We start from the raw sequence: 25,488 nt of genomic DNA on the forward strand, positions 1-25,488 counted from the left end.
GTTTGACCTTCACATCTGTGTGATGGTTTCAGCATAACGCCGTGATCGATGTGCTGACCCCTCCCAGACTCCGGCTGCGGTCCCTGCTCGCGTTGACGACCGCGGCGTTCATCACCGTCCTCACCGAAGCCCTGCCCGCCGGCGTGCTGCCCGCGATGAGCGCCGACCTGCGCGTCGGCGAGTCCGCGATGGGGCAGGCCGTCACGATCTACGCGATCGGCACCGCGCTCGCGGCGATCCCGCTGTCCGCGGCGACCGCGGGCTGGCGCCGCAAGCGCCTGCTCCTCGCCGGGGTGGCCGGGTTCGCCGTCGCCAACACCGTCACCGCGGTGTCCGGCGCCTACGTGCTGACCATGGTCGGCCGGTTCGCCGCAGGCGTGGCGGCCGGCGTGGTGTGGGCGCTGCTCGCGGGGTACGCGCGGCGGCTGGCGCCGGAACACCTGCAGGGCAAGGCGATCGCGGTCGTGATGGCCGGCATCCCGCTCGCGTTGTCGCTCGGCGTCCCGGCGGGCACGGTTCCTCGGCGAGGTCGTCGGGTGGCGCGTGACGTTCGGCGTGATGTCGGTGATCGCCGTCGTGCTGATCGCCTGGATCGTCGCGGCCGTGCCGGACCAGCCGGGGCAGCGCGACGGCGGCCGGATCCCGGTGCGGCGCGCGGTCGCCGTCCCGGGCGTCGCGCCGGTCCTGGTCGTCACGCTCGTCTTCGTGCTGGCCCACAACGTCCTCTACACCTACCTGGCCACGTTCCTGCACGGCGTCCGGATCGACGTGGTGCTGCTGGTGTTCGGCGTCGCGTCGGTGCTGAGCATCGCGATCGTCGGCGCGCGCATCGACCGGCAACTGCGGGCGCTGACCGTCGTCGCGACGCTGCTGGTCGCCGTGGCCGCGGTGATCCTGGCCGTGCTGTCCGGCAACGCGGTGCTCGTCTACGCCGGGGCCGCGCTGTGGGGGCTGGGCTGGGGCGGGGTGCCGACGCTGCTGCAGACAGCCGCCGGGAACCCGGGCGGCGAGGCGGCGGACCCCGCGCAGGCCGCGCTGGTGACGTTGTGGAACGCGGCCATGGCGGGCGGCGGCGTGGTCGGCGGGGTCCTGCTCGACGCGTTCGGGCCCGGCGTGTTCCCGTGGACCGTGCTGGTGCTGCTCGTGCCGGTGCTGGCCGTCGTGCTCGGCGCACGCCGGCACGGCTTCCCGGCTAGTTCGTGACCGTGGCGTCCTCCCGGACGAGGACGACCTCGCAGCGCACCGGGCCGTCGCCGACCCGCACCGGAACGGCGGCGGTCCGGTAGCCGTGCCTGGCCACGGCGAGCGCGTAGCGGCCGGGGAGCAGGCCGGGCAGCTGGAACGAGCCGTCCGCGCGGGAGGTGACGCTGCCCGCGACCTCGCCGCGCTCGTCGGTGGCGATCAGCAGCGCGCCGCCCACCCCGACGGTGCCGGTGATGGCGCCGGTGGCCGACAGCGTGAAGTCCACTTCGCCCGGACCGCTCACCGGCGCCGCCTCCGGCTGGAAGCCGGCCGCCGAGCAGACCAGGACGTGCTCGCCGTCCGGGACGTTCAACGAGTACCGGCCGCTCGCGTCGGTCGCGGTGGTGCCGGTCTGCTGCCCGTCCTTGCTGATCAGGGTCACCACCGCGCCTTCGAGCACGCCGCGCGGCGAGCGCACGACGCCCAGCAGCAGGGTCTCCGCCGGGCGCGCGCGGCCGGGGATGAAGAACGCGACGAGCAGCGCGACCACGCACGCCGCGCAGCCGATCAGGAACGTCGTGCGGAACCCGTCCAGGCTGGGCACCGGGGTGCCGCCGAAGTCGATCGTCATGCCGGCGAGCACCATGCCGACCACGGCGCTCGACGACGACGTGCCGATCGAGCGCATCAGCGTGTTGAGGCCGTTGGCCGCGGCGGTCTCGGTGGCCGGGACCGCGCTCATGATCAGGCTGGGCATGGCGGCGTAGGCGAGCCCGACGCCCGCGCCCGCCATCGCCGAGAAGATCGCCATCTGCCAGCCCGCGCCCATCAGCGTCAGCCCGAGCCCGTAACCGGCGCCGAGCACCGTGATGCCGCACAGCAGCGAGACCTTCGGGCCGCGCGCGGCGATCAGGCGGGCCGCGAGCGGGGACATCGCCATCATCAGCAGGCCCGACGGCGCGACGCACAACCCGGCGACCACCATCGACAGCCCGAGCCCGTAGCCGGTCGCGGACGGCAGCTGCAGCAGCTGTGGCGGCACCAGCTGCGTCGCGTACAAGGCGAAGCCGACCATGATCGAGGTCAGGTTGGTGAGCAGGACCGGCCTGCGGGCGGTGGTGCGCAGGTCGACCAGCGGTTCGGCGGTGCGCAGCTGCAGGAACCCCCACGCCACGAACAGCACCACCGCCGCGCCGCCGAAGCCGAGGGTGCGGGTGCTGCCCCAGCCCCAGTCGCCGCCCTTGGAGATCGCCAGCAGCAGGCACACCAGCGCCGCGGACAGCCCGATCGCGCCGGGCAGGTCGAAGCGGCCGGGGGAGCGGACCGCGGACTCGGGCACCACGAGCACGATCAGCACCAGGCTGACGAGCCCGAGCGCGGCCGCGCCGAGGAACAGGATGTGCCAGTTGAAGTGCTCGGCCACCAGCGCGGCGACCGGGAGCGCGAAGGCGCCGCCGATGCCCAGCGACGAGCTCATCAGGCCGACCGCGCCGCCGAGGCGCTCCGGCGGCAGCTCGTCGCGCATGATGCTGATGCCCAGCGGGATCGCGCCGATGGCGAAGCCCTGCAGCCCACGGCCGATCATCATTGGCAGCAGCGCGGTCGTCAGGCCGCACACCAGGGAACCCGCGACCTGCAACGACAGCGCGACGAGCATCATGCGGCGCTTGCCGTACATGTCGCCGAGGCGGCCCAGCACCGGGGTGGCGACCGCGCCGGTGAGCAGGGTGATCGTGATGACCCAGGCGGTGTCGGAGCTGTCGCTGTGCAGCAGCGACGGCAGGTCGGCCAGCAGCGGCACCATGAGGGTCTGCATGACGGCGACGACGACACCGGCCAGCGCGAGAACCGCCGTGAGGCGGCCGGGAGACGAGGACATGCGGCTCCGGAGTTCGTGCACGGATGGTTGCCTTGTGAAAGTACCTTCCGGAACGTCCGGTGCCGAGTGAGTTGTCCCGAAGCTCACTGCGTCCGGACGCGGTGTAACGCAGTTCAAGAAGCGGGCGACTCGTCGGGAAAGGTGTGCGGAGGTGCACGGATGGAGCCCGACGGCAGGATGCCCGGACGAAGCCGCGAGCCGTTCTTCCACCAGCCCCGGACCATCCGGTTGATCGAGGAGATCGCCGCGTCGGAACACCTGGTGATCTACGTCGGCGCCGGTGTCACGATCACCGAGAGCGGCCACAGCTGGAGCAGCATGGTCAAGCTGCTGTTCGGAGAGCTGGGAGAGCGGTCCGAACCGAGTGCAGCCATCGCAGAGACCTTCGACCTGCCGAAACAAGCTTCCATCGCCAACGAGTACTTCCAGCGCGCCGAGCCGGACGCGGCGTCGCGGGTGGTCGCGAACCTCCTGCGCCGGGCGCTCTACCAGGAGGCGCGCTGGCGGGGCGGCGACTACACCGCCGCGATCGGGCAGTTCTGCAAGGAGAAGCTCGCCTCCGGTCACGAAGTCGCCATCGTGACCACCAACTACGACCAGTACCTCGAAAACGGCCTGCGCGACGCGAGCAGCGACTCCGCGACGGCCGAACTGGTCCAGTCACGTGTGCTGCCACTGGACCACGCGCTCGACGAGCAGGCGGTGAGTCGTCTCCTGGAGGAGATCCGCGGCGTCCTGCCGGTGGTGCACCTGCACGGGGTGATCCTGCCGGAGCGCAACGCCGCGGTGGCCGAGGACATCGTGCTCGACGAGGTGGACTACCTCCGGACAGAGGCGGGCAGCAGCGCGGTCCTCACCGGCATGCTGGAGCGCAACGATCTGCTGATCCTCGGATCCAGCCTGGAGGACGCCCCGCTCATGCGGGCACTGTGGAAGACGAAGGCGGCGGGACACCGGCGGTGGGCGCTCTTCCCACGCCAGAACTACCGGGGCTCGCCCGGGGCGTACGGCAACCACCCGCAGACCTACGACGACCTCATCTACGCGCAGCGGCGCCGGTGCGAACTGTTCCGCGTCCAGGTGGTGGCGCCGGACTTCTACTCGCAGGCGCCGCAGTTCGTCAAGGAACTCGCCATCGCCAGTGAGTGCGCCCGCGGCGGGCACGAGGACGCCGCCTACCAGCTGTCCCAGTACGGCATCCGGCTCGCCGACTGGTGGAAGCGCTGGATCGGCGACCGCTCGAACGCCTCCGGTAAGCCGACCGTGAACGCCCAGCGCAAGGATCACAACGAGCTCAAACGCGCTCTGGACCGGATACAGAAGACCGCGGCCGTCATGATCGGGGCCAGGGAGCGGCTCAAGCTCGAACTGTGGGTGCGCTGGAAGCCTTCGTCGCACTGCCGGGGACTTCAGCTGTGGGCGTCCTCGACCGGCACCTGGCTCGACCACCAGACGATGCGGAACGAGGAGATCGACGTCGACAGCGAGTTCCTCGCCGTTCGGGCCTTCTGCAACGGTGTCGTCGAGCTGCAGTCCGGGCCGAACGGCCCGCGGGACCGGTGGAAGAAATCACTGGCGGTGCCGATCCGGGTGGGGTCGGAGTCGCGGAAGTTCCAGGCCGGGGTCATCGTTCTCTCGACCAATGTGCAGGGCCAGGGCTCGATCATCGACGAGCACGACGACGAGCGGATGAACACGCTGATCCGGTTGCTGACCGGCACCGGCCGGGAACGGCTGGAAGCCGGTTAGCCCTCGCCCTGTTCCTGCGCCAGCCGCTTGCTCTCGATGTCGCTGATCCACTTGCGGAGGTCCTTGCCCGCGTTCGGGGGGAGCTCCCGTTGCACTTGGTCGAGGCGGTACCGCCGGTACTCGGCGCGGTCGGCCGGAGCGGCGATCGGCACCTCACGGACGGCGTCGGAACCCTTGTCGATGGAAGAGCTCATCGGTGATCCATCCTCGATTCCCCTGTCCGGTGAAAGTACCGGCAACGCGTCGCGGAACCGCGAGTGCCGACCGGTGTGTCGCGGATCCAGGCTAAGCCCGGGTTTCCTCCGGGCGATGCGGCTGAACGGGTACGTCCGGTAGTCGCGGGCGCGCTCGTTCCGTTACCGGCCGCCGTCGTTGGAAACCCCGGCGGCGGGCTCGTCCGCTCGAAGCCCGCCGCCGGGGTGGCTCAGCTCTTCGGCACGCCGAGGGCGCGCTCGAAGCCAGGCGGAATCACCACGTCGTCGCGGGTGAGGTCGTGGATCGACGTCTTGCCGAGGCCCAGGACGGCCGAGTCGATGCCGCCGCGGAGGATGTCCAGCACGTTCTCCACCCCGGCCTGCCCGTTCGCCGCCAGGCCCCACAGGTACGCGCGGCCGATGAGCACGGCCTTCGCGCCGAGGGCGATCGCCTTGACGACGTCGCTGCCGCGCCGGATGCCGCCGTCCAGCAGCACCTCGACGTCGCCGCCCACGGCGTCCGCGATCGCGGGCAGCGCGCGGATCGGGGCCGGGGTGCCGTCGAGGTTGTTGCCGCCGTGGTTGGACACCGAGATCGCGGTGACGCCGGCGTCCACGGCCCGCTTGGCGTCGTCCACCCGCATGACGCCCTTGAGCATGAACGGCCCGCCCCACTGCTCCCGCAGCCACGCGACGTCCTCCCACGTCGGCAGCGGCGTCTGCATCCACTCGCCGTAGGCGCCGAAGAACGTCGGGGCCGTGCCGCCCGGCGGGGTCAGGTTCGGGGTGGTCAGGTCGGGAAGCTTGCGTGTCTTCGCGAAGTCCCACAGCCACTTCGGCCGCGTGATGCCTTCCGGCGCGAACCGCATCATCGCCTTCAGGTCCAGCTTCTCCGGGATGACCGGGCTGCCCCAGTCGCGGCCGGTGGAGAACGACCAGTCCAGCGTCATGATCAGCCCGACCGCGCCGGCGGCCCTGGCGCGCTCCATGCGCTGCACGAGCACGTCCCGGCTGCCGACCCAGTACATCTGGAAAAAGGTCTGCGGGTTGGCCGCCGCGACCTCCTCGATGGACTTGCTGGCGAACGAGCTGAGACCCATCGCGGTGCCGCGCGCGGCCGCGGCGCGGGCGACGGCCACCTCGCCGTCGGGGTGCACGGCCTGAACGCCGGTGGGAGAGATGACGACGGGCAGCGAGATCGGCTGGCCCATCACGGTGGTGCCCAGTTCGCGCTTGTCGGACAGCCCGGCGACGTGCGGGGCGAAGCCGAGTTCGGCGAACGCCGCGATGTTGTCGTCGACCGTGATCCCGCGTTCGGAACCCGCCACCAGTGCGCCGTAGACCGACTTCGGCAGCCGTTTCCTGGCCCGCCGCTGAGCTTCGGCCACCGTCTCGAACCAACCGTTGGACATCTCGCCACTCCGCCTCGCCGATGAGGGACACCATTTTGGCACTTGATGCCATATTAGGCCACACGGGTTCGCCGGACGCAAGACCGGCTTTGCGCGGTCGGCCGGTCGCGGTTAGATCGAACGGTGTCCTCCTTCCAGCCGAACGAGCCCGTCGCGCACGTGGACGTGCACGTGGAGCACCTGCCCGGCGCGACGCTGGTGCGCGTCGCAGGCGAACTCGACCACCTGACCGCGCCCGCGTTCGAGGCCGTCGCCCTGCCCGCGGCGCGCGCGTGCCCGCGGCGCCTGGTGATCGACCTGAGCGAGGTGAGCTTCCTGGCCTCGGCGGGGATCGCGGTCGTGCTGGCCGCGGGCACCGAGGCGCCGGGGAAGGTGCACGTGGTGGTCGGATCGGGCTTCACCCGGCGGCCGCTGGAGATCACCGGGGCCGACGCGATCGTGCGGCTGTGCACTACGCGCGAGGAGGCCCTGGCCGAGGGGTGACCTCGCGCGCCGCCGCGACGATGAGCGCGCCCGCGACGACTCCGGCGACGAACGGCGACGGCACGAGCAGCAGCCCGCCGACCGCGCACCAGGCCGCGACGGCCCAGCCTAGCCAGGCGGGTGGCGGTGTCCCCCGGCCGGCCAGGTGCCAGGTCAGGCAACCGAGGAGCACCAGCGGGACGCCGAAACTCCCGGGGCCGGCCCAGAAGGCGAGGCCGTTCCGGGTCTCGTCCAGCAGCGGGACGGCCGCCCACACCCCGCGGTCCACCCAGCCGGCGAAGTCGGTCCAGGCGAGGGTTCCGATGAGGGCCAGGTGTCCCGCGCCGAGGGCGACCATGATCCCGCTCGCCCAGCGCAGGCGCGTCACCGAGCCAGCCACGCGCGCTCCCACTGCCGCGTCAGCGCCGGGTAGACCACGAGGTACCGGAACGGGGCGATCACGGTCAGGTAGAGCCGGCCGAACCAGCCGTTGGGCTTGACGAGCACCGCCATCCGCAGCTCGTGGTCGCCGTTCCCGCCGCGGGTCCAGCCGAGGTGCATCACCGTGTGGACGGTCTTGTTCGCCAGCTCGCGCGCGGCTTCCGTGCCCGTCTCGTAGACCGCCTTGAGCGGCATCCCGTCGCTGTCCGGGCCGCGAGGGGCGTCGCGGAGGTCGGCGGGCAGGCGGTCGCGCAGCGAGGCGACGCGGCGGCCGACTCCCGCGGCGGGCGTGTCCCAGCCCAGGAGCGCGCCGATCCGCCAGCGCAGGGCGAACAGGAACCGCACCGCTCGCGGCTGGTGCGTGAGGCTGCCCGCCGTGCGCATCGCGGCGAGCATCGCCGGGAAGTCGCCCGGGCCGGCGCCGGGTGTGCGGAACGACCACACGTCCTCGACCGCGAAGTCGCCGGTGAACTCGTGAATCCGCCACGGGTGCCCGGTGTGGGCGGATTCGGCCAGTCGGGGCATGGGCCACCTCTTTTGTACGGTGCCGTATGGTTCATTTGTACGGTACCGTACACGAAAACGCTGGAGGTGCCAGATTCCCGCCGTCGCCCGCACGACACGTGCCCGCTGGATCGAGGCCGGCCTGGAAGCGCTTTCCGAGGGCGGGCCGGACGCGGTCCGCGTCGAGGTGCTGGCCGCCCGGCTCGGCGTGACGAAGGGCGGGTTCTACGGCCACTTCGACGGCCGTCCCGCGTTGCTGGCCGAGATGCTCGACGAGTGGGAACGCCGGTGCACCGGGGAAATCCTCGCCGCGGTGGCCGGTGACGACGTGGTCGAGCAGTTCCGGCGGGTGGGGCAGCTGAGCTTCAGCGAGGACCTGCACCGGATCGACCTGGCGGTGCGCGCGTGGGCCCGCCACGACGCCGCGGTCGCCGAGCGGCTGCGGCGGATCGACAACGAGCGGATGGACTTCCTGCGCGGGGTGTTCGGCAGTTTCCTGACCGACCCGGACGAGATCGAGGCACGCAGCACGCTCGCGTTCGCGCTCGCCATCGGCAGGCACTTCATCGCCGCCGACCACCCGGGCCGCACGAAGCGCGAGGCGATCCACCTGGCGGGCGAACACCTCCTGCGGCGGTGATCCCCAGTCCCGCGGTGGCGAGCCCCAGTCCCGCGGCGCTGAGCCCTAGTTCGCGGCAGCGAGCTCCAGTTCCGCCGCGGCCAGCCCCAGTCCCGACGGCGGTGAGCCCCAGTCCCGCGGTGGCGAGCTCCCAGTCCCGTGGCCCCGCGGTCGCGAGCTCCGGTCCCGCCGTGGTGTGCGCCAGTCCCGCCGTGGTGAGCCCAGTCCCGCGGCGGTGAGCCCTAGTGCCGCCGCAGGCGGATGACACCCCGCTCGAGGTCGAGCGCCGGGGGAGCGCCCTGGGCGTCCTCCTCACGCATCATCGACATCGAGTCGCGGTGCTCCAGTTCGAGGCGCTTGGTGCCGTAGAACATGGCCGTCACCTCATCGGCGTACGTGGCAGCCAGCGGCGTGCCGGTCCGCTTGCCCCGCTTCTTGCGGATCAGCTCGACGGTCCCCACGGCGACCAGCAGCAACGTCCCGCCGGGAATCCCCCACGCGATCACGGTCTCGACCGGGTCCACGAGGCCTACAACGAGCGACCACGCGACGCGGTTCCGTCACGCGGGCACCCCCTCCATGATCTCGTACCGCTTGGGCCAGTGGGACCAGTACGCCCCGGTGTAGCCCAGTTCGGTCAGCCGCAGGAGGAACGGGTTGTCCGCGTAGTTGTTGTCCTCCGGGCTGAGACCGGGACGGGTCGGGAGCATGACCCGGAGCCGGTCACGCTGCGGGACGCGCTCCCACAACAGCGCCAGCGCGTGGTCGTACCGCTGGCCGGGGCCCCGCTCGTCCTCGCCGAGGAGGTGTGGCGAGAAGTAGTAGACGGGCCGGAACCGGCCCTGGCGGTCGAACATGAACTGTCGTTCATAGCTCACCGTGTCCGCACTGTCCCCCAGCGGAGTCAGCACGATCGGCTCCTCGGCGTCGTTGGACTGCAGGCCGGGCACCGCCACCTCGCCGCCGCTCGCGGCAGCCAGCTCGCGTCCCAGCGGTGAGTACGGGAACACCCGGATACCGAGCGTGTAACCGACAACCGTCGCGTCCAGGGACTGGAAGTCGTCGACGCACGCCAGCATCGTCTCCGGAGTTTCACCGGGCATGCCGAGCAGCGCCTCGACCATCGTGGCGATGCCGTGCTCGGAGGCCCAGCGGCACACGTTCCGGACGTCTTCGAAGGTGTAGAACCGGGTGCCACCCGAGCTCACCTTCCAGCCGTCGAGCAGTTCGGGCCGCGAATGGTCCGGGGCGACGTTGATGCCCGCGCACCCGGCTTCCGCGAGCAGCGCCGCGTACTCGGCGTCGAAGGGAGCCGGCTGGACGTAGACCCACAAGCGCAGGTCATGCAACGGCGAGGAGGAGTCCCGCGACCTGCGCCGCACGATCTCCCGCAGGACGGCCTTGCTGTGCGCGATGTTCAGGTTGAACTCGCTGTCGGTCGTGTGCAAGTCGTGAATGCCCTGAGCCAGCAGGGTCTCCATCTCGTCCACCACCGCGGTCTCCGTCCGGCGGGCGAACCGGTTGCCCTTGGCATCCGGCTCGACGCAGTGCGTGCAGGCGAAGGCGCATCCGTTCTTGGTGAGGATGTTGCCCAGTCCGCCGCGACGGAAATAGGTGAGGTTGTCGACGCGGTCGGGGCGGCCGGAATGCCGGCGGTAAGGCGTGACCCGCTGGACAAGCGGTACCCGGCCGGCCGCGACGACAGGATCCGGGTGGGGGACGCGGTGCACACCCGCTGCGCCGTGGTTGACGATCAGGCCGGGGACGGTTTCCGGTCGCCTCCCGCCTGCGAGGGCTTCGGCGAGTTGCACCAGCGTGACTTCTCCTGGCCCCTTGACGCCGTAGTCGATTCCGAGGTAATCGACCAGCGCGTAGGGCATCGACGAGAAGCCGACACCCCCTGCCACGACAGGTGAACCCGTGCGGGCGCGCACGCGGTCGATGATCTCCTTGTGGGAGCCGAGGAAAACGCGTTGTTCCTGGGGGTAGATCGTGTCGGTGTTGCGGATGGTGACTCCGATCAGCATCGGCTGCCTGCGACCGAAGTACTCGTCCACGACCTCCGTCCAGTTCGTCCGCGAGAACGTGAGATCCAGGACTTCGACGTCGAATCCGGCGTCCTCCAGCGAGGTCGTCAGGATGTCCAGTGCGTACGGTGTGATCGGCGGGTGCACCAGATTCGGGTTGACGAGCGTGATCAATCCCTTGCTCACTGTTCCCCCAGTTTCTTGGTACTGCTGGTATTTGTCTCCCCGGCAGACTCAGGATGCAGAAAAATCCGCACTACCGGGTAGGGGCCAGCAGTTCGCTGTTGTCGGCCGAACAGGTGAACTGTTCCCGACACCCCGAGTGGATCGCCCGGGCGCGTCGCGGTGCGGCTGATCGCTCGGTACCGTCGTTCCTGGGGGTCAGCGTGGATCCACGAGATCAGGTGGTTCACGCCTGCGAGGAACCGATGGATGAGTTGCCACTCAAGCGATTCGAGTACTACCACACCACGAGGGTCGACGAATCCCGGGACAAGACCGCCCGGATGATGCGATCCCATCGCCTGGTGCCGCTGGATCGTCGCGCCAGCGGGTTCGAGGCGCGCCACCACGTCGCGCCGGTAGGGAAGGCGTCCCTGCACTACGTCAGCTACGGAGCGGAGGACGTCCACGTCATCCCCGGACCGCTGGAGACCTTCTACGTCCTGTTGATTCCCCACACCGGACGTTGCCTGGTCAACACGGGCGGGCAGAGCCGGGTGATCGCACCGGGAACGGCCGCGCTGGTCTCCCCGGACGACGAGCTGGACATGGTGTGGGAGCGGGGTTGCGGGCAGCTTATGGTGAAGTTGCCGCGAGATGTCGTGATGGCGAGGGTCGAGTCGCTCATCCACCGGCAGATCGGGTCGCCGCCGCGGTTCGACCCCTTCGTCGACCTCCGAAGCGGGACGGGCAAGCAGATCCGGGATCTCACCCACGGCATCGCCGAGGGCTTGAGCGCGGGAAACTCGCTCCTGATGCAGCAGGGCGTCCTCACGGCGGTCGAGCAGTTGCTCACCACCGCCGTCGTCTACGCCCAGCCGCACACCTACTCCCACGAGCTGACACGGGCCGAAGCACCGGTGGCGTCGAGAGTCGTGCGTAAGGTGACGGACTACATCGAACAGGTTCCGTCCTTGCCGGCCTCCGCGGCCGAACTGGCCGCGTTCGCTGGGGTGAGCGAACGGTCCCTGCAACGTGCCTTCCGCGAACAACTGGGTGTGTCCCCGATGAGGTACGTGAGCGACGTTCGATTGCGGCGGGTGCACACGGAACTGGCTCGCGCCGGCCGGTCCGGCAACGAGACCGTGACCCAGATCGCATCACGGGAAGGGGTGTCGAATTTCGGACGTTTCGCGCGCCTCTACCGAGAGAGGTTCGGCGAACTCCCGTCGGAGACGAAGCGGCGAGCCGCGCTGACCTCGTTGGCGGAAAGTGGACAAGAACCTGGCGGCAAGTGAATAGGTATGGTCTTGTCACGTTCCTAACTTGGTGTGGTGACCACCCAACTCCACACGACGGAAATCCGGGACCCGCGCACCGCTGCCGGATCGCTGATCCGGGCCGCTCGACTGCGCATGGGGTACAGCCAGTACACGTTGGCGGCCGAACTTCTGCGGATTTCGGGTAATTCCGCGATCACCCGCGAGCAGGTCGCGCGGTGGGAGCGCGGCAAACGGATACCGCGGCCCTACTGGAGGAGATGGCTGGCGGAGGTTCTGCACTTGCCCGAGGCGCTGCTCGACGGTGAAGCCCGTCTGGCCCACCGCGCTCGCGCTGCTCAGCCGACAGCGCCGGTGGCCGCCGCATCGCACGACCCGTCAGCGCCGGTGCAACGTGGCCGAGGGGAGCTCGTCGTAGTGGCTGCGGTACCAGGCGGCGAAGCGCCCGCAGTGACGCACGCCCCAGCGGCTGGTCACCGCCTCGACCGTGCAGCCCGCTTCCGGGTCTCCGGCGAGGAGGTCTTCGTGGATTCGCCGCAGCCGGGTCAGCCGGATGTAGGCGTTGGGCGAGACACCGAGCTCCTCCTGGAACCGCCGCTGGAGCCAGCGCACGCTCACCCGTGCGTACCTCGCGAGCTCCGGTACGGAGAGCCTTTTGTCGGCGTGCTCGTCGATGAGCGTGATGACAGCGGCCAGATCAGGCCCGGACGGCATCGTCGTTTCCACCTTCCAACGTGAACGCCGCCGGTTGACGACGGCGCTGTCGCAGCTCGAGCAGCAGCAGGTCAGACGACGGCCGACCCCGGAACCTCGAGAGCTGCCGGATCAGGTCGTCGAGTGCGGCGTCCACCCGGGCCGAAGTCAGCCAGGCGTGATCGTCCAGCAGCTCGCGAACGGCCTCCTGCGCCTTGTCGATCTGTCCGGTCCGGATCCGCAGGCCGGCCAGCCGCGCGGTGGTCAGCGCGCGTGAGCGGCGCTCGGCCGCAGCGCGTTGCGTCACCGAAACTGCTAGTGCGCGCTGCGATGCGGCAAGCTCACCGGCGTATTCCAGCACGATGGCCCGCTGATACGTGAAGGTCGCGCTGTCGGTTCCGGTTCCGGAGAGGACGTGTTCGGCCGCGGCCAGCGCGTCGCGCGCGTCGGCCCTGCGGTTCGACGCGGCACGGGTGATGGCCGCGTGGCCCAGGAATTCCGCCAGCTGGTCCCGCCGCACGGCGCGCTCGCCCACCGCGAGAGCGGCTTCCGCTAGCCGGTTCGCGTTTCCGGCATCGCCCAGCGTCCACGCCTGGAGACTGATGTTCCGCAGGATGGCCGCGTAGAGAGCCGGGTCGCCGGACTCGATCGCCAGCCGCACGGCGATGCGGAAGTAGGCCAGTGCGAGACCGTGAAAATGGCTGTCGAAAGACATGAACCCCGCGAGGTCGCAGGCAGTGGCGGCGGCCGCGCACAATGCTCGGCGGGTCCTACCCGGGGTTGCGCGGCCCGCGACGTCGACGACGTCCTCGGCCAGGTAGGCGACGAGTGCCACGCGCGCGTGGCCGCCGCCGAAGCGGCGATCGACCGATTCGAAGGTGGAGATCATGGTCCCGAGGGCCTCACCTGCCGGTGGAAGCCGGTCTGGTGTGGAGTAGCCGGGCAGCCCGTCCGGCCAGCCGGGTACTTCGAGGTCCGTTCGCCGGTAGATGCGTCTCTCCTGGGATCCGGTCCAGATCGAGGAGAGGTCCGCCCGGGCGAGGTGCCGGAGCGCGGCGAAAGCGTCCGTGCCGGTGGTGCTCTTTCGAGTAGCCGGACCCGTGAAGCCGGCTTCGTCCGGGGTGACGACCCGCCCCAGCCGTCGCGAGAGGGCTTCGGCGATGTACAAGGGCGTTTCTGCCCTTGGTGTCGCTCCCCGCAGCCAGTGCGAGACCGAGGTCCGGTCGTAGGTCAGTGTCCGGCCGGATTCGGCGGCGACGGCGTTGACGGCCCGTGCCAGGCCTTCCCGCGTCCAGTCGGCCACCGCCAGCAGCTGCCGCAACTTTTCGTTCGGATCCCGTGACATCCTGCACGCCTCCCACTGGCGGACACCGCGCCCGTGACGGCTCGTACACCTTCATATCGCCGATCGAGATGCGACAGGCAGGGGCCAATCCTTGGCCGCCGCCCTGCCGTTCAACACGTTCAACATCCGACTGCGCCGGAACACTGGCGTGCCGTGTTGATCGCCGCTTACATGGATGACGTAGGTGGCACGGTCACGCGAATCGTCCTGTTACTACGGAAGTACGAGGCGGATCAGCTGGCCCCTATGCGGAGAGGATCTTCGTGGAAGTCGGTTCCGTGGGCGCGGCTCACGGACGGCGAACAGGTCACTCGTCCCGTGCGGAAGCCCGGCCCGATGCAGAGCCGGCGCAAATCTGGACCGCTCTGGTGGACGACCTGTGCCTGATGTCGTTCGTGGCCCGGACCCAGCAGGACGAGGCCGGTCCCGTCAGGGCTCGTGGTCTCGATGTGATCAGCAGGAACAACCTCTTGCACGCGCAGGAGATCGCGACCGCCTGTGGTGGCAGCGGGATGCCCGACCGAATCCGGTTGACCCGCCGTCCACCTCGTGAGTGGTGGCCCAGCGGTCTGTTCCACACAACCGACCAGTCGTGGCCCTCGGTCGTCGCCCGGGGTCTCGTCCTGGCAGCCGGCCTGGTGGTGCTGGCCCGGTCGCATCTCGCGGACGCGACCGCGCCCGGCTGGCGCACGGCGCTCGCGCTCGTCGAGCGTGGCCAGTCCAGGCAGTTCGGTCAGTGGCGGATGTCGGCAGGCCAGCTCATAGCCGAGCAGGACCGGCGTCCGGAATTCGAGCAGGCGTTCCGGGCGACGCTGGCGCGCTCGGGTGACTTGTACCGGGCAGGCGAGGGCGGTGCGTGCGAAGTGGGCGACGTGCAAGCCCACTACGCACTTCCCGTCGTACTGCGCCGATCGGGGCTGCCGCGGTCGTGGCTGGACACGTGGTGCGACTACCCGCGTCGCCGGCGCAACGCCACCGCGAGCCGCGCGGCGACCCGGCTGATCGATGAAATGCGGGTACGCCGTGATTGGCCGCAGCGTGCACGAGCACGAAGAGCGGCGAAGGAAGTGGGGTCATGAGCAGATTCCGGTACCACTGCGCGATGCGGTGGTCCGATTTGGACTCCTTGGGACACGTAGCCGACACGTCCTACCTGCGGTACCTCGGAGAATGCCGGCTGGAACTGATCCACCGGCTGTTGCCCCGGTACGAGGCACAGGATCTGGCGCGCGGCAGTGTGGTCACCCGGCAGTCCATGACCTACCTCCGGCCGTTGTGTTACCGGACGGAACCGATCACGGTGGAAACCTGGGTGACGGACATCAAGGCGGCTGTCGTGCGCTTCGCCTACCTCGTCCGGGACGACGCGTACGGCTACCTGGAGGGCGAGGCCGATCTCGTCCCGGTCGACCTCCGGTACGGCACGCCGCGCCGGCTCACCGAAAACGAGCGCACTCATTTCGGCGCGTACCGGGAGGCGACGAGCCTCTCGCTCGCGGCATCGACGCACAACGGAGGTTGAGTGGTGAGTAGTGACAGCGGCACGGCCCTCGCGTCGTCCGCGATCCAGTCCAACGGGGACCGGGCGAGGAGAGGGAGGCTCGCCGGGAACGTGGCGATCGTGACCGGCGGCACGCGTGGTCTCGGCCTCGCCATGGCGGGCGCATTTCTCCAAGAGGGAGCGAGCGTCATCTGCGCTGCCCGGAGGGAAGCTCCTCTCGCCGAACTCCGGGCGGCACATGGCGACCGGGTGAGCGTCACCACCGTCGACGTCTGCTCGGCGGACTCGGTCCGGTCGCTCATGGACGCGGCGATGCGGCGGTTCGGGCGCGTGGACATCCTCGTCTCGAACGCGGGAGTCAGCCGCAACGGCAAGATCGTGGACCTCGGAGAACGAGAATGGCGAGAGGTGCTGGACACCAACCTGACGGGCGCTTTCCACTGCACGAAGTACGTGGTTCCGTGCATGGAGGCGGCCGGGGGTGGGCGCATCATCAACATCTCGGCCGGCATGTCGACACGCGTCGCGCCCGGCGCTGCCGCGTACTCGGCTTCGAAGGCCGCGCTCGAGATGTTCACCCGGGCATCCGCCGTGGAGCTGGCGAAAAAGGGAATCCTCGTGAACTGCATCGCCCCTGGATTCGTCAACACCGGGATGTACGAACCCCTGCGCGACGACGAGCGGCTGCGTTCCCGGTACGAACGCATGATGGTGTCCGGCCGTCCCGGTGAGCCGTCGGAGGTCGCGGCCGCCGCCGTGTTCCTCGCCAGTGCGGAGGGCTCCTACGTCAACGGGCACGTCCTGGAGGTCAACGGGGGTCTTCTGTGGTCCTGACCAAGCGAACCGACAGTAGGGAGAACACCGTGTGCGTCGACGTGGCGGTCGAGGGTGCCGTGGCCACGGTCCGGATGGACCGGCCGCCGCTCAACGTCCTGAACCTCGAGTTGCTGAACTCGCTGCGGAAGGTGGCCGAGGAAATCGCAGGCAGACTCGACATCAAGGCCGTCGTTCTGTACGGAGGACCGAAGGCGTTCTCCGCCGGAGCCGACATCCACGAGCTCGAGCAGCTCGCCGACGAGGATGCGCGGGAACACGCCAAGGCGATGCAGGACGCGGTGATGTCGGTGGCGCACATACCGGTGCCCGTGATCGCGGCCATCCGTGGAGCGGCTGTGGGTGGAGGGTGCGAGCTCGCGCTCGCCGCCGACTTCCGGGTCTGCGCGGACAACAGCGTGATCGGACTGCCCGAGATCCTGCTCGGGGTCATCCCCACCGGCGGTGGCACCCAGCGCCTGACCGCTGTGGTCGGTCTTCCACGCGCCAAGGAGATCGTCTACTCGGGACGGGCACTCGCCGCCGCGGAAGCCGGGCAGATCGGGCTGGCCGATCTGGTGGTGCCCGACGGTGAAGTGCTCACCGAGGCGAAGAGCTGGGCAGCGCGTTACGCCGGCAGCTCCGCGACGGGGCTGCGGGCGGCCAAAGTCGCGCTCGAGTACGGACAGGACGACGGCCTCGCCGTCGAACTGCAGAACTTCGTCGAATCCTTCAACGCGCCCGATCGGAAGATCGGGATGCGCAGTTTCTTCGAGCACGGGCCAGGCCGGGCGGTGTTCGGCAAGGGCACGGAGGGGAAGTCATGAACACGAACGTGGGGATCATCGGCCTGGGCCGGTACCTGCCGAGCGAGATGCGGACGAACGAGGACGTCGCCGCACGCACTCCCGGTGTGAACGCGGAGTGGGTCGGACGCCGGACGGGAGTGCTCACCCGGCACGTCGCCGCACCCGGGGAAGCCGCTTCGGACCTGGCCACACCCGCTGCCGAGGCTGCCTTGTCGGCCGCGGAGCTCGACCCCGCGCAGGTGTCGCTGCTCGTCGTGGCGACAACGACGGCCGACGAGCCCAGCCCGGCGACGGCCTGCCGGGTGCAAGCCGCGCTGGGAGCGGTCAACGCGGTGTCCTTCGACGTCAACGGGGCCTGCGCCGGCTGGCTGTTCGCGGTCAAGATCGCGCGCGACTGGCTGCGGGACAACCCGACGGGTGGGTACGCGGTCGTGATCGGCGTTGAGGTGTTCTCCCGGTTCCTGGATCCGGACGACCGTGCCACCGCTGTCATCTTCGGCGACGGTGCCGCCGCGACGGTGCTCGGACCGGTTCCCGACGGGACGGGGTTCGACGAGATCTGTCTCGGCACCGAGAGCGACCTGGCGGACGCCGTCGTGGTGCCGGGTGGCGGTAGCCGTCTTCCGGCCAGCCTGTCCACTGTAGAACGCCGTGAGCACACCATCCGGATGGACGGAAGGGCGGTCACCCAGTTCTTCCGGTCCAAGTTCCCGCAGCTGCTGCACGATCTGCTGGCCGACAACGACCTGAAACTGGACGAAATCGACGCTTTCGCCTGCCACCAGGCGAACCCGGTGCTGTTGAAGGCAGTGGCCGCCGAGCACGGGATCGACCAGGAGCGGCTCATCGTGGTGGCCGACCGCATCGGCAACATCGGGTCCGGATGCACACCCTACGCGATCGCAGAGGCGGTGGCCCGGGGACGTTTGCGGCCGGGCTCCCGGGTGGTCCTCGTCGCGTTCGGCGCCGGCATGACGTGGGGCAGTGCGTTGCTGACCTGGGCGCCGGGCGTTCGGCTGCTGGACGCCACCCCCGCCCCTGCCGCCCGTGCCAAGGAGAGTGTGTGATGACTACTTCCGGTCTCATCGGGCTGGGTATGAGCCTTCCGCCCGACATCGTGCCGAACGACAGGTTGATCCAGGACAACGGGCTCGATTCGAGTGACGAGTGGATCCGGACGCGCACCGGGATCAGTGCGCGGCGGATGGCCGACGAGTACACGAGCACCGGCGATCTCGGCGTCGCCGCTGGTGCCGCGGCCCTCGCCTCCGCCCGGTTCGTGACGGGGGGCGACGTCCGCCCGGACATGGTGATCCTGGCTACGACCACGCCGGATCACCGGTGCCCGTCGACCGCGCCGCACATCGCGCACCGCCTGGGCCTCAAGGACATCGCCGCGGTCGACGTCTCCGCCGCCTGTTCGGGGTTCGTGTACGCGCTCTCCCTGGCCCATGCGCTCGTCGTGGCGGGAACGTACCGGCAGGTCCTCGTCGTCGCCGCGGAGACCTACACGACGACGTTGATCGACCCGCACGACCGGGACACCGCGATCCTGTTCGGCGACGGGGCAGGGGCGGTCGTGGTGGCCCCCGCGGCGCCAGGAGACCCGGGTGCGATCGAGTCGATCCAGCTGGGCAGCGACGGCACCGGGCTGGAGGTTTTCCACGTGCCGGCCGGCGGGTCGAGGTCGCCGTTCCGGATGAGCCAGGGCCCGGTCGAGGAGCTGTACGTCAAGATGAACGGGCGCGCGCTCTACACCAGCGCCGTCCGCCGGATGACCGCGACCGCCAGGGCCGCGCTGAGCGGAGCGGGCTGGTCGGTCGAAGAGGTCGACGTGTTCATCGGCCACCAGGCGAACCAGCGGATCCTCGACAGCGTCGCCGAGCACCTCGGTCTTCCACCCGGCCGGCAGCAGGGGAATCTGCGCGAACTGGGGAACACGGCCGCCGCGTCGGTGCCACTGGCTGTCGCGGACGCCGCGCTTCGCGGGGCTGCCGGCCCTGGCGACCGCACCCTTCTCGCCGCGTTCGGCGCCGGCTTCACGTGGGGCTCGGTGGCACTGCGGTTCCCGGCCGCCGTGCCCTACAGCCTCGCCCCGCACGCCGCCGGAGCGCCGGAACCCGCGGCGCCCGGCCGCCGGGTCGCCACCCACGCTTGATCACAGTTCCAGGAGAGGAAGCGATGACCGAACGCTACGAGCAGTTGACCCGGACCCTGGTCGAGAAGTTCTCGGCCGACCCGGAGCAGATCGACCCCGGCGCCACCCTGGCCGAACTCGGCCTGGATTCGCTCGCGGTAGCCGAGTTGTTCATGAACCTCCAGGACGAGTGGGATGTGCCGTTGCAGGACGACATCGACTCGATGGAGCTGACCCTCGAGCAGGTGCTGAAGCTGGCCGAGTCGGCGGGATGACGAGGGTTCCCGGCCGGTGGACCTCACCGGCCGGGAACACCCTCCAGGTGCTTCGGGCGCTCGTGGACCCCCACGCTCATCAACGCGATGTCGACGTAGCGCCGGGCGACCTCTTCGGGTGTCATCGGGCCCGTGGGGTGGTACCAGCGCGCGATGGACTGGCACATGCCGAGCAGGGCGCGGGCCGTCTCGGCGGGCTGCGCCACCGTGAAGATGCCCTGCACCGTGCCGTCGGTGACGACGCGGACCAGCAGGTCTTCCACTTCCTTGCGGATGGCCGCGTAGCGCTTGCGGTTCGGGGCCGACAGGTAGCGCAGTTCGACGTCCAGGGTGGCCAGCTTGACGCGGTGCGTCATGTACAGCACGACCGCCTCGATCATGTTCACGAACTGCAGGTCGGGGCGGTCGCCGGCGTCGTCCACCGCCGCCCGCGCCCGCCACGCCACCTCGAGCGTGCCCTTCTCCAGCAGCGCGACGAACACGCCCTCCTTGTTCTCGTGGTGGTAGTACAGCGACGGCACCGTCTGGCCGACCCTGCGGGCGATGTCCCGCACGGACGTGCCGTAGAACCCGCGCTCGTAGAACGCCTGGAGCGCCGCGGCCAGCAGGGGGGTCAGGTCGAGCGGCTCGAAATTGCGCCAGTCGCCCTGCCCGCCCCGCGCGGGGCGGGTCTTCCTCGCTGCTGCTTTCACGCCTGTCCACCCGACTTTCGTCCGTTGCCGGTGCCTGCCAAGGTTACGCCCCGCCTCAGTAGATCGCGGCGTACATGATCTTCTCCTGCGTCGCCTCCGCGCGGCTGAACTCCGCGACCGCGCGGCCGAACCTGGTGACCAGGATGCGGTCGGACACGGCGAGGATCTCCGGCAGGTACGAGGAGATGACGATAACGGCCTTGCCCTCGTCGGCGAGCGTGCGGATCAGGTGGTGGATCTCGTCGATGGCGCCGACGTCGACGCCGCGCGTGGGCTCGTCGAAGATGACCACCTCGGGCTCGGCGACCAGCGACTTGCCGACCACGACCTTCTGCTGGTTCCCGCCGGACAGCTCGATGATCTTCGCGTCCGCGTTGATCGCCTTGATGCGCAGCTTCGCCGACCACTCGCCGGCGATGCGCTTGCGCTGCGAGCCGGACAACAGCCACTGCCTGCGGCCCCGGCGCGAGGCGAGGTAACCGAGGTAGATGTTGTCGGCGACGGTCATCGTCTCGAAGAAGCCGTCGAGCTTGCGGTCCTCGGTGATGTAGACGATGCCGTCGTCGATCGCCTGCTTCGGCACCCGGTAGCGCACCGGTTTGCCGTTGAGGAGCACCCGCCCGCCGTGGATCCGGTTGCGTTTCAGTGCGCCGGTGACGATCTTCGCCGTCTCCGTCCGGCCGCTGCCGATCAGCCCGGCGATGCCGAGCACCTCCCCGGCGTAGGCCGAGAACGACATGTTCTTCACGACGTTGCCGAGGATCAGGTTCTCGACTTCCAGCACCCGGCGGCGCCGGACGTGGCCCTCGCGCGCGGCGGGCCGGTTCCGCGCCGGCCCGTCGAGCGGCCTGCCCACCATGTACTTGACGATCTCGTCCCGCGACGTCTGCTTCGCGTCCAGGCAGGCCACCCGCTTGCCGTCGCGCAGGACGGTGACGCGGTTGGCGATCGCGAGCGATTCCTCCAGCGCGTGGGACACGTAGATGATGCCCAGGCCGGCGTCGCGGAGGTCCTCGATCACGTTGAACAGGTGCAGGGTCTCCTCGGGGGTCAGGCTCGCGGTCGGCTCGTCGAAGATGACGATCCGGGCGCCGGTCCGCAGCGCCCGCGCGATCTCCACCATCTGCTTCTTCGCCGCGCCGAGGTTGGACACGTAGGCCGTCGGATCGACGTGGAAGTTCATCGACTGCAGCAGCTGCTGGGCCCCGATGTTGAGCGAGCGGAAACGGGTCAGCAGCTTTTCGTGGCCGAGCTCGATGTTCTGCGCCGCGGTCATCGTCGGCACCAGGCTCGTCTCCTGGTAGACCATCGCGATGCCGTGGTCGAGCGCCTCGTGCGGCCGCCGGAACGAGACCTCCTCGCCGCTGATGCGCACCACCCCGCTCGAGTGCTGCACCGCGCCGGCGAGGATCTTGCACAGCGTCGACTTGCCCGCGCCGTTCTCGCCGACCAGCGCGTGCACCTCGCCGGCGCGCAGGTCGAAGTCGACCTCGGAGATGGCGTGCACCCCGCGGTAGGTCTTGGTCACCTTCGCCATGTCGACGAGCAGCGTGCCGTCGCCTGCCGGATCGATGTCCAGCTGCTCCACCAGTGACTGGCTCATCGCGCGTCACCCGCCCTCGTGATCAGGACCTCGTCGGCGCCGCGGACCGCGACGAACAACCGGTTGCCGTACTGCTTCACCGACGTCACCCCGTGCCGCCGCCCGCCGCCGCGGCTGTGCATGCTGCGGACCGGGTAGCCGTCCGCGTCCAGCCGGGTCACCAGCCCGTAGGACCGGGGCGGCGCCCACGGTTTGATCACGCCGAGCTTGCGGATCTGGCCGCCCTGCAACGGTTCGAGGCCGGAGTCGAGGCCACGCAACGCGGGGCGGATCCACAGGTCAGGTTCGATCGTCCGCATCATCTCCTCGACGTAGTCGCGCTGGGTGAGCACGAACTCGACCAGCTGGGTGCGCAGCGCGAACACCGCGAGCCAGTACCCGCCGCCCGAGGCCGGGCTGATCCGCCCCGGATAGCCGGGCAGGTTGTCCCGCAGCACCTCCGGCCGGCCCGGATCCGCCAGCGGGTACCGCACGAGCCGGTGCGACCACGCCTCGCTGACGACGAGCGAGCTCTCGTCGGCGGCGAGCGTCACGCCGCTGGGATGGGCGAGGCCACGGGCCAGCACCGTGGTGCGCCGGGTCCGCGGGTCGTGCCGCAGGAGCCGGCCCAGTGCGTTCTGCTCCATCAGGTCGCGGACCCAGTCCCCGCCGTGGTGGCGCGACGAGCCGTCGGTCAGGTAGATCGTCCCGTCGCCGGCCACCACGACGTCGGTCAGGCAGTGGGTCGGCACCCCGTCGGCGTCGGCGTCGACGAGGACCTCGGTGCCGCCACCCTGGTCGATGCGGACGAGCCCGAGACCCGCCACGCACACCAGCAGCCCGCCCTCGTGGTCGACGGTGATCGCGCCGGCGTCGCCGGGCACGGTGGCGGCGATCTCGTGGTGGGCGAAGTTCAGCCCGTACCGCCGCACCACCTTGTCGGCCGTGGTCACGTAGAGCGATCCGAACGCGTCGCGCACCATGTCGTCGGGTTCGGGCAGCTCGTCGATCGACTCCTCGATGCGGTCCAGCTCGTCGTTCGGGGTGAGCCCGCCGTCCAGCGGCGGGATGGCCCTGGCGCCGGACCGGCCGGGGAACAGGAACTCCTTGACCAGTTCCCACGCTTCTGCTCGTGGCACGGTTCCTCCTCAGCTCACCGACGCGTGGTGCGTCTCGCGTGCCTCGCCGGCGGCCGCGGCGGGCGCCTCGCGCAGCTTGATCCGGCCGATGCGGTTGTTCTCCAGCCCGCCGATGTACAGGTAGCCGTCGTGCTCGCGCATCGACGTGATGGTGGAGTGCTTCTTCCCGCCCGGGTCCCAGTAGGTGTCGAGCACCTCGCCCCGCTCCGACACCCGCACCACGCAGCCGTGGTTCATGCTCGGGTAGAGCCATTCGTCGCGGGGGATGCGCTTCATCATGCGGCGGCGGAACTTCGGCATGCGCATCGCCAGGTCGTAGGCGGGGGAGCGCATGCCGCAGATCGCGACCCAGTACGCGCCGCCGGAGGCGCGGTTGATGTTGTCCACGTACCCGGGGAAGTTGTCCATGAACACCTCGAGCCGGCCCTTCTTCGGGCCGCTGTGCCAGTACCGCAGGATGCGGCACAGCCAGGTCTGGGCGATCAGCACCGATTCGCCGTCGTGGGCGCAGCACACGCCGTTGGGGAAGACGAGGTCCGGCACCGCGGTGCGGGTCTTGCCCGTGGCCGGGTCGTAGCACAGCAGACGCCCGTTGGGCCGCCCCTCGATGCCGTCGAGGACCCAGTCGGCCATCTCGAACCGGTTGGTGGCCTCGCTGAAGTAGATCTTGCCGTCCGGAGCGATGTCGAGGTCGTCGGGCAGGCGCAGCCTCGAGTCGTCGCGCAACCGGGTCCACGTCCGGTTGGTCTCGTCGGAGAGCTTGCGGTGCTTGCCGTCGGGCGAGACCGAGTACAGGCCCATCCCGCCGACGCAGACGATCAGGTTGCCCGCCGCGTCGAAGGCCAGGCCGAGCGGATGCCCACCGATGCGCGCGAACACCTCGCGTTCGCGGTAGCCCTCCCCGGAGAACCGCAGGATCCAGCCCTGCCGGGTGCCGCAGTAGATCCGGCCCTGGTCGTCGAGGATGACGTCCTCGGGGCCCTCGACCTCGCCGAGGCCGATCTCCTCGGCGTCGCCGAGCCGGTCGTTGATCTCGTACGGGCTGCCCGAGCCCCGCCGCACGTCCGGCGGGGTGCCGTACTCGACCAGGGTCGGGTTGACGTAGGTCTTCTGGATCGCCTTGCCGCGGTTCTTGCCCCACTTGGTGTCGAGCCCGACGGCGATGATCAGCACGATGGCCAGCGCCGTCTGCAGGACCTCACCGCCGACGTCCATCAGCAGCAGCCCCTTGCCGAGCAGGCTGATCGTGGCCGCGCCGATGAACGCCCGCCACACCGTGCCCTTGCCGCCGGACAGGCTGATGCCGCCGAGGATCACCGCGGTCAGCACGCTGAGCTCCATGCCTTCGCCGACGCGGGCGCTCGCACTGCCCAGGCGCGCGGCGTAGAAGACACCGGCGAGCGCGCACAGCGCGCCGGAGATGACGTAACCCAGCAGCAGGACGCGTTCCACGCGGATGCCGGCGTGCCGGGCGGCCCGCCTGCTCGCGCCCACGGCGGTGACGTGCCAGCCGAACCGGGACCGGCTGAGCAGGATGTGACCGGCGACGAGCACCACGAGCAGCGTGACGAAGCTGAACGGGATGCCGGCCACCTTGCCCGTGCTGAACCAGTCCCACACCGGGTCCATCAGGAACACCGTGGCGGTCTGCGCCGAGTAGTGCAGGTCCAGCAGGTTGAGGACACCGCGGAAGATGATCAGCGTGACGAGGGTGGTGAGGAACGGCCGCGCCTTGAGGTAGGCCACGATCGACCCGTTCACCGAGCCGAGGACCGCGCCGACGACGATCGTCAGCAGGATCGCCGGCACCACGGGCACACCCACGACGGTGATCAGCAGGAGCACCACGATGTTGCACAGCCCGAACATCGAGCCGACGGACAGGTCGATCCCGCCGGAGATCATCACGATCGCCATGCCGAGGCAGACGAGCGAGATCTCGGCGAGCTCGGTCGCCGAGGACAGCAGGTTCGCCGTGGTGGCGAAACCCGGTGCGGCGAAGGAGAAGAAGACGATCACGCCGACCAGGATCGCCAGCGGGATCGCGGGTTCCATCCACCGCTTCTCGAAGAGCTCGGCGAACACCTGCTGCGGGGAGAACCGGTATCGCAGGTGCCGCAACCGGGTGCCCAGGTTCTCGTTCTCCAGAACGTTGCGCTCCGGTGGCCGGCGCCGGGCGGGCACGGGCCGGACTTCCGTACTTGCCGTCATGGCGGTCCCTCTCGGTGGCGGCGGGTCAGGAAACGGTGAGCCCGTCGCTCTTGCCGTCGTAACACATGTTCGGCTGGTTCCAGTTGGACTTGTCGATCTTCACCAGCGGCGTGTAGTCGGCGATCCGGGCCGTGCCGGGCGCCTGGCCGGACTGCAGGAGGTACTTGGCGATGGCGACGATGTCCGTGCCCTGCGTCGGCACCGAGTATCCGTAGGACTGGTGGAACATCCCGTCGCGGATGCCCTCGCAGGTGATCGAGCTGTGGTCGGAGGTGAACACCTTGACCTGCCCGAGCTTCCCGGCCTCCTTTATGGCCGCCGCCGATCCGTACTGCATCTGGTCCCAGAAACCCCAGCTGGCGCACAGGTTCGGGTGCTGC

General features: G+C 69.9%; 25 protein-coding genes and 2 pseudogenes. 13 read left to right on the plus strand and 14 right to left on the minus strand.

Annotated elements, in window-relative coordinates:
* The first annotated feature begins 41 nt into the window (after nt 1–41).
* Nucleotides 42–1,203: pseudogene (locus tag L2C96_RS33935) on the plus strand (MFS transporter).
* Here L2C96_RS33935 and L2C96_RS33940 read toward each other — a convergent pair.
* The gene (locus tag L2C96_RS33940; RefSeq protein WP_237339111.1) at nt 1,193–3,061 is read right to left on the minus strand and encodes an MFS transporter; all 1,869 of its coding nucleotides are present in this window, start codon (nt 3,059–3,061) and stop codon (nt 1,193–1,195) included. The pseudogene L2C96_RS33935 and the gene L2C96_RS33940 overlap by 11 nt on opposite strands.
* Nucleotides 3,062–3,238: 177 nt before the next feature.
* On the opposite strand from L2C96_RS33940, the gene L2C96_RS33945 reads away from it, so the two are divergent.
* The gene (locus L2C96_RS33945; RefSeq protein ID WP_237339112.1) at nt 3,239–4,810 is read left to right on the plus strand and encodes an SIR2 family protein; all 1,572 of its coding nucleotides are present in this window, start codon (nt 3,239–3,241) and stop codon (nt 4,808–4,810) included.
* Here L2C96_RS33945 and L2C96_RS33950 read toward each other — a convergent pair.
* Both L2C96_RS33950 and mftD read right to left on the minus strand, forming a co-directional pair.
* Nucleotides 4,807–5,004: a hypothetical protein gene (locus L2C96_RS33950; protein WP_237339113.1), complete on the minus strand. Its 198-nt coding sequence runs from the start codon at nt 5,002–5,004 to the stop codon at nt 4,807–4,809. The genes L2C96_RS33945 and L2C96_RS33950 overlap by 4 nt on opposite strands.
* Nucleotides 5,005–5,234: 230 nt before the next feature.
* Nucleotides 5,235–6,416 (minus strand): pre-mycofactocin synthase MftD, encoded by a 1,182-nt coding sequence (mftD, locus tag L2C96_RS33955; RefSeq protein ID WP_020418891.1) that lies wholly within the window; start codon nt 6,414–6,416, stop codon nt 5,235–5,237.
* A 123-nt stretch (nt 6,417–6,539) separates the two neighbouring features.
* Between mftD and L2C96_RS33960 the strand changes: the two genes are divergently transcribed.
* Nucleotides 6,540–6,899, plus strand: coding sequence for an STAS domain-containing protein (locus L2C96_RS33960; RefSeq protein WP_020418892.1), 360 nt, complete (start codon nt 6,540–6,542; stop codon nt 6,897–6,899).
* On the opposite strand, the gene L2C96_RS33965 is transcribed toward L2C96_RS33960, so the two are convergent.
* Both L2C96_RS33965 and L2C96_RS33970 read right to left on the minus strand, forming a co-directional pair.
* A complete protein-coding gene (locus tag L2C96_RS33965; protein ID WP_237339114.1) occupies nt 6,868–7,278 on the minus strand; it encodes a DUF6463 family protein in 411 nt (136 codons plus the stop codon). The two genes, L2C96_RS33960 and L2C96_RS33965, sit on opposite strands and share 32 nt — an antisense overlap.
* Nucleotides 7,263–7,844 (minus strand): DUF2867 domain-containing protein, encoded by a 582-nt coding sequence (locus L2C96_RS33970; RefSeq protein ID WP_237339115.1) that lies wholly within the window; start codon nt 7,842–7,844, stop codon nt 7,263–7,265. Before L2C96_RS33970 ends, L2C96_RS33965 begins: the two co-directional genes overlap by 16 nt.
* Before the next feature lie 166 nt (nt 7,845–8,010).
* Between L2C96_RS33970 and L2C96_RS33975 the strand changes: the two genes are divergently transcribed.
* Nucleotides 8,011–8,463 carry a TetR/AcrR family transcriptional regulator gene (locus tag L2C96_RS33975; protein ID WP_237339116.1) on the plus strand — a complete coding sequence of 151 codons (453 nt, stop codon included), beginning with the start codon at nt 8,011–8,013 and terminating at the stop codon, nt 8,461–8,463.
* A gap of 221 nt (nt 8,464–8,684) precedes the next feature.
* Here the strand turns inward: L2C96_RS33975 and L2C96_RS33980 are convergent, their stop codons facing one another.
* Nucleotides 8,685–8,966: a DUF6191 domain-containing protein gene (locus L2C96_RS33980; RefSeq protein ID WP_237339117.1), complete on the minus strand. Its 282-nt coding sequence runs from the start codon at nt 8,964–8,966 to the stop codon at nt 8,685–8,687.
* Nucleotides 8,967–9,002: 36 nt separating this feature from the next.
* Nucleotides 9,003–10,655 (minus strand): tryptophan 2-C-methyltransferase, encoded by a 1,653-nt coding sequence (gene tsrT, locus L2C96_RS33985; RefSeq protein WP_020418897.1) that lies wholly within the window; start codon nt 10,653–10,655, stop codon nt 9,003–9,005.
* A gap of 53 nt (nt 10,656–10,708) precedes the next feature.
* On the opposite strand from tsrT, the gene L2C96_RS33990 reads away from it, so the two are divergent.
* Nucleotides 10,709–11,929, plus strand: a complete 1,221-nt coding sequence (locus L2C96_RS33990) for an AraC family transcriptional regulator (protein WP_084506109.1) — start codon at nt 10,709–10,711, stop codon at nt 11,927–11,929.
* A gap of 36 nt (nt 11,930–11,965) precedes the next feature.
* Nucleotides 11,966–12,145: pseudogene (locus L2C96_RS44810) on the plus strand (helix-turn-helix domain-containing protein); the annotation flags it as partial.
* 144 nt (nt 12,146–12,289) lie between these two features.
* Here L2C96_RS44810 and L2C96_RS34000 read toward each other — a convergent pair.
* Together L2C96_RS34000 and L2C96_RS34005 are read right to left on the minus strand one after the other, a co-directional pair.
* The gene (locus tag L2C96_RS34000) at nt 12,290–12,625 is read right to left on the minus strand and encodes a helix-turn-helix transcriptional regulator (protein WP_020418899.1); all 336 of its coding nucleotides are present in this window, start codon (nt 12,623–12,625) and stop codon (nt 12,290–12,292) included.
* Nucleotides 12,609–13,949, minus strand: a complete 1,341-nt coding sequence (locus tag L2C96_RS34005) for an NsdA family TPR-like regulatory protein (protein ID WP_237339118.1) — start codon at nt 13,947–13,949, stop codon at nt 12,609–12,611. Before L2C96_RS34005 ends, L2C96_RS34000 begins: the two co-directional genes overlap by 17 nt.
* 368 nt (nt 13,950–14,317) lie before the next feature.
* Between L2C96_RS34005 and L2C96_RS34010 the strand changes: the two genes are divergently transcribed.
* From L2C96_RS34010 to L2C96_RS34040, 7 genes are read left to right on the plus strand one after another with little or no spacing between them, the layout of a single operon-like run.
* Nucleotides 14,318–15,028, plus strand: coding sequence for a hypothetical protein (locus L2C96_RS34010; RefSeq protein WP_237339119.1), 711 nt, complete (start codon nt 14,318–14,320; stop codon nt 15,026–15,028).
* Nucleotides 15,025–15,471 carry an acyl-CoA thioesterase gene (locus L2C96_RS34015; RefSeq protein ID WP_237339120.1) on the plus strand — a complete coding sequence of 149 codons (447 nt, stop codon included), beginning with the start codon at nt 15,025–15,027 and terminating at the stop codon, nt 15,469–15,471. The genes L2C96_RS34010 and L2C96_RS34015 overlap by 4 nt, the downstream gene beginning before the upstream one ends.
* A 3-nt stretch (nt 15,472–15,474) precedes the next feature.
* On the plus strand, nt 15,475–16,284 hold the full coding sequence (locus L2C96_RS34020) for an SDR family NAD(P)-dependent oxidoreductase (RefSeq protein WP_354708867.1): 810 nt from the start codon (nt 15,475–15,477) through the stop codon (nt 16,282–16,284).
* Nucleotides 16,285–16,313: 29 nt separating this feature from the next.
* Nucleotides 16,314–17,090 (plus strand): enoyl-CoA hydratase/isomerase family protein, encoded by a 777-nt coding sequence (locus tag L2C96_RS34025; RefSeq protein ID WP_237339121.1) that lies wholly within the window; start codon nt 16,314–16,316, stop codon nt 17,088–17,090.
* Nucleotides 17,087–18,139: a 3-oxoacyl-ACP synthase III family protein gene (locus tag L2C96_RS34030; RefSeq protein WP_020418905.1), complete on the plus strand. Its 1,053-nt coding sequence runs from the start codon at nt 17,087–17,089 to the stop codon at nt 18,137–18,139. Before L2C96_RS34025 ends, L2C96_RS34030 begins: the two co-directional genes overlap by 4 nt.
* Nucleotides 18,139–19,230: a beta-ketoacyl-ACP synthase 3 gene (locus tag L2C96_RS34035; protein ID WP_237339122.1), complete on the plus strand. Its 1,092-nt coding sequence runs from the start codon at nt 18,139–18,141 to the stop codon at nt 19,228–19,230. Before L2C96_RS34030 ends, L2C96_RS34035 begins: the two co-directional genes overlap by 1 nt.
* 23 nt (nt 19,231–19,253) lie before the next feature.
* Nucleotides 19,254–19,484 (plus strand): acyl carrier protein, encoded by a 231-nt coding sequence (locus L2C96_RS34040; RefSeq protein ID WP_020418907.1) that lies wholly within the window; start codon nt 19,254–19,256, stop codon nt 19,482–19,484.
* Between the two features lie 23 nt (nt 19,485–19,507).
* Here L2C96_RS34040 and L2C96_RS34045 read toward each other — a convergent pair whose 3' ends face one another.
* From L2C96_RS34045 to L2C96_RS34065, 5 genes are all read right to left on the minus strand, one after another.
* On the minus strand, nt 19,508–20,176 hold the full coding sequence (locus L2C96_RS34045; RefSeq protein WP_237339123.1) for a TetR/AcrR family transcriptional regulator: 669 nt from the start codon (nt 20,174–20,176) through the stop codon (nt 19,508–19,510).
* 55 nt (nt 20,177–20,231) lie between these two features.
* Nucleotides 20,232–21,779, minus strand: a complete 1,548-nt coding sequence (locus L2C96_RS34050; protein WP_237339124.1) for a sugar ABC transporter ATP-binding protein — start codon at nt 21,777–21,779, stop codon at nt 20,232–20,234.
* Nucleotides 21,776–22,897 (minus strand): SMP-30/gluconolactonase/LRE family protein, encoded by a 1,122-nt coding sequence (locus tag L2C96_RS34055; RefSeq protein WP_237339125.1) that lies wholly within the window; start codon nt 22,895–22,897, stop codon nt 21,776–21,778. The genes L2C96_RS34050 and L2C96_RS34055 overlap by 4 nt, the downstream gene beginning before the upstream one ends.
* Nucleotides 22,898–22,906: 9 nt before the next feature.
* Nucleotides 22,907–25,108 carry an ABC transporter permease gene (locus L2C96_RS34060; RefSeq protein ID WP_237339126.1) on the minus strand — a complete coding sequence of 734 codons (2,202 nt, stop codon included), beginning with the start codon at nt 25,106–25,108 and terminating at the stop codon, nt 22,907–22,909.
* A 25-nt stretch (nt 25,109–25,133) separates the two neighbouring features.
* Nucleotides 25,134–25,488: sugar ABC transporter substrate-binding protein (locus tag L2C96_RS34065; RefSeq protein ID WP_372491295.1), on the minus strand; the 355-nt coding region annotated here is incomplete at its 5' end.

The organism is Amycolatopsis tucumanensis (assembly GCF_021654135.1).
GTDB classification, from domain to species: domain Bacteria; phylum Actinomycetota; class Actinomycetes; order Mycobacteriales; family Pseudonocardiaceae; genus Amycolatopsis_E; species Amycolatopsis_E tucumanensis.